Here is a 2,968-nt window from a genome sequence, read left to right as displayed (position 1 = left end):
CCAAATGACTGAATAATTTAAATATTGTGGTGGATTTGGTGCGCACGGCGCACCCTACTGTTATTTTTGTCGTGTACTGAAAGGCAGCCTGAAAACCGTAGCGAAAAAATGAACGTATTATAACAGCTAATTGAATAATTAGTCATGTGATTCAAAATTTACATTCTTAACACAATCTAACCAGTTTTATGAAAATTTTTTTGTTAAAATGCCACAATTAACCATTTAGGCAGCCTGAAAAACCATGCAGCTCTTCCAACTCCACCAACACCCACTTGCCACTTTCCAACACGAAAGTAAACATTTGATTGCGCTCGCTTTACCCATTATGCTCGCACAAATGGCTGCGGTTGGCGTAGGCGTGGTGGATACCGCTATGGCAGGCGCAGCAGGTAAAGACGATTTGACCGCAGTCGCATTAGGTAGCGCGGTGTTTAACACGCTGTTCATCACTTTTTTGGGCGTGATGGCGGCGTTGAACCCGATTATTTCCCAGCTACACGGCGCAAACCAAACCGAACAAGTCGGCGAAACAGGGCGACAAGGTTTATGGTTTGGCGGCAGCATGGGTATAATGGGCATGTTGTTGATGTTTGCCAGCATTGCGCCCACGCAAAATTATTTGAATATGGCGGACAACGTGGAAACCATGCTTGGCGATTACCTGTTTTACACCGCGCTAGGTATGCCCGCCGCCATGTTGCACCGTGCTTTATATGCCTACGCGTCCAGCCTCAATCGCCCCAAACCGATTATGTGGGTGAGTTGGGCGGCATTATTATTAAATATTCCTTTAAATTACATCTTTGTTTATGGTAAATTAGGGCTGCCTGAAATGGGCGGTGCAGGCTGTGGTTTGGCAACGGCGTTGGTATTTTGGTTCAATGCCATCGCGCTTGGACTATATATCTTAAAAAACAGATATTTCCAAGTATTTGGTTTAACAAAAAAATTCAGCCCACCCAATTGGACAGCGCAAAAACAAATGTGGGCATTGGGTTTACCCATCGGTTTTTCCTACTTTTTGGAAGCCAGCTTGTTTACCTGTATTGTGTGGCTAATTGCCAATTTGGGCGAAGATTTTGTGGCGGCGCAACAAGTGGTTATCAGCATTACCAGCATTACCTATATGATTCCACAAGCGATTGGCTCTGCCGCCACCGTGCGCATAGGCTACGCGCTAGGGCAACGCGATATGGCGATGGCGCAATACCGCAGTGGCGTATCTTTGGCGTGTGGTTTGGTGCTGGCGGTCATCACGTTGATTGTGTTGATTTTATTGCGCTATCCTTTGGTGCAAGTCTATACGCAAGACCTTGATGTGATTGCCATTGCTGTCAGCATTATTTGGTGCGCGGCATTGTTCCAACTATTTGATTACACACAATGTATTGCGTCTTATGCCTTGCGCGGTTACAAAGTTACCCGTATCCCCATGATAATTCATGGGATTGCCTTTTGGGGCATGGGTTTATTGCCAGGTTATATTTTGGCATACCCGTTTGGGCTGGGGATTTATGGTTTTTGGATTGCGCTGATTGTGTCCTTGGCGGCGGCGGCGGTGGCATTGGTGTATTATTTGCAGAAAATCAGCGCCAATCATTTAAAAACCTATCTAATTGATACATAAATATTTTCTACTTTTTTAGATTTGATTAACACATTGAAATAAAAATAAATTCTAATTTTACCGATTAATAAAACAGGCAGCTTTTCAGGCAGCCTGAACATCATAAACATGAGAATTAAAGATTATGTTAAACATTCAAACCAACCACGATTTACTGCCTTACAACACATTTGGTTTACGCGCACGCGCTGCCCGCTTTTTTGAATTAACTGATATTAATCAAATACTTGAATTAATCACACAAGTCGATTTCAGCAGCGAAACCACACTATTTTTGGGCGGTGGCAGCAATATTTTGTTTATGGAAGACTACGATGGCTTGGTGGTTCACATGGTAAACAAAGGCATACAGGAAGTGGAGCGCAGCAATGGCAAAGTGGTGCTTGAAGCGCAAGCTGGCGAAATTTGGCATGATTTTGTGATTAAAACCATCAGCATGGGCTTAAGCGGTTTGGAAAATTTGAGTTTGATTCCAGGCACGGTCGGCGCAGCACCTGTGCAAAATATTGGCGCATATGGCATTGAAGTTAAAGATTTTATTCGTTATGTAAACTGCTTTGATTTATTGACACATGAATTTGTGCAATTGAGCAAAGCCGAATGCGCGTTTGCCTACCGCGACAGCGTGTTTAAACAAGCAGGCAAAAATCGCTATGTGATTGTTTCGGTGGCGTTTGAATTGAACACGCAATTCACGCCGTATTTGCAATATGGCGATTTGGCCAAATACGTTGCCGCCGAATGTGGCGAGCGCGAACCCAATGCCAAAGATGTGTCCAACGCCGTGTGCAAAATCCGCCAAAGTAAATTGCCCGACCCAAAAGAAGTCGGCAATGTGGGCAGTTTTTACAAAAATCCGATTATCCCCGCCACAAAATTGCGCGAATTAGAAGAAAAATTTGAAAATGTGCCTTATTATTTGCAAGAAGAAGGCAAGGTGAAAATCGCTGCAGGTTGGCTGATTGACCAATGTGGTTTGAAAGGCAAGCAAATTGGTGGCGCGGCGGTGCATGAAAAGCAAGCCCTTGTGATTATTAATAAAAATCAGGCAACGGCTGCAGATGTGCGTGGTTTGTCCAATTTTATTTGCGCCGATGTGTGGATGAAATTTGGGGTGTCTTTGGAAACAGAACCGTTGTGGCTGCCGTAATTAAATGGACAAATAATTGAGTGATAAACAAAAAAATGTTTTCAGGCAGCCTGAAAACATTTTTTTGTGTTTTGTTTATGGATTGAAATTAATTTTCAGGCTGCCTTTCGGTACACGACAAAATTCATATAGGGTGCGTATTACACACCGAATTTTAATGATTTGAATAATTTGGTGCGTGGTACGCA

At 43.3% G+C, this 2,968-nt stretch carries 2 protein-coding genes; both read left to right on the top strand.

Features of this window, described 5'->3' with window-relative positions:
• Positions 1 to 244 precede the first annotated feature (244 nt).
• Positions 245 to 1,630 carry an MATE family efflux transporter gene (locus tag Q338_RS12265; protein ID WP_034295942.1) on the top strand — a complete coding sequence of 462 codons (1,386 nt, stop codon included), beginning with the start codon at positions 245 to 247 and terminating at the stop codon, positions 1,628 to 1,630.
• Between the two features lie 124 nt (positions 1,631 to 1,754).
• Entirely contained in the window at positions 1,755 to 2,780 is a 1,026-nt protein-coding gene (gene murB, locus Q338_RS12260) for a UDP-N-acetylmuramate dehydrogenase (RefSeq protein WP_034295939.1), read from the top strand.
• The last annotated feature ends 188 nt before the right edge of the window (positions 2,781 to 2,968 follow it).

Origin of the sequence: Alysiella crassa DSM 2578 (genome assembly GCF_000745955.1) — a bacterium.
In the GTDB taxonomy this organism is placed as follows: Bacteria; Pseudomonadota; Gammaproteobacteria; order Burkholderiales; family Neisseriaceae; genus Simonsiella; species Simonsiella crassa.
This window is presented reverse-complemented; position numbering and strand designations above follow the sequence as displayed.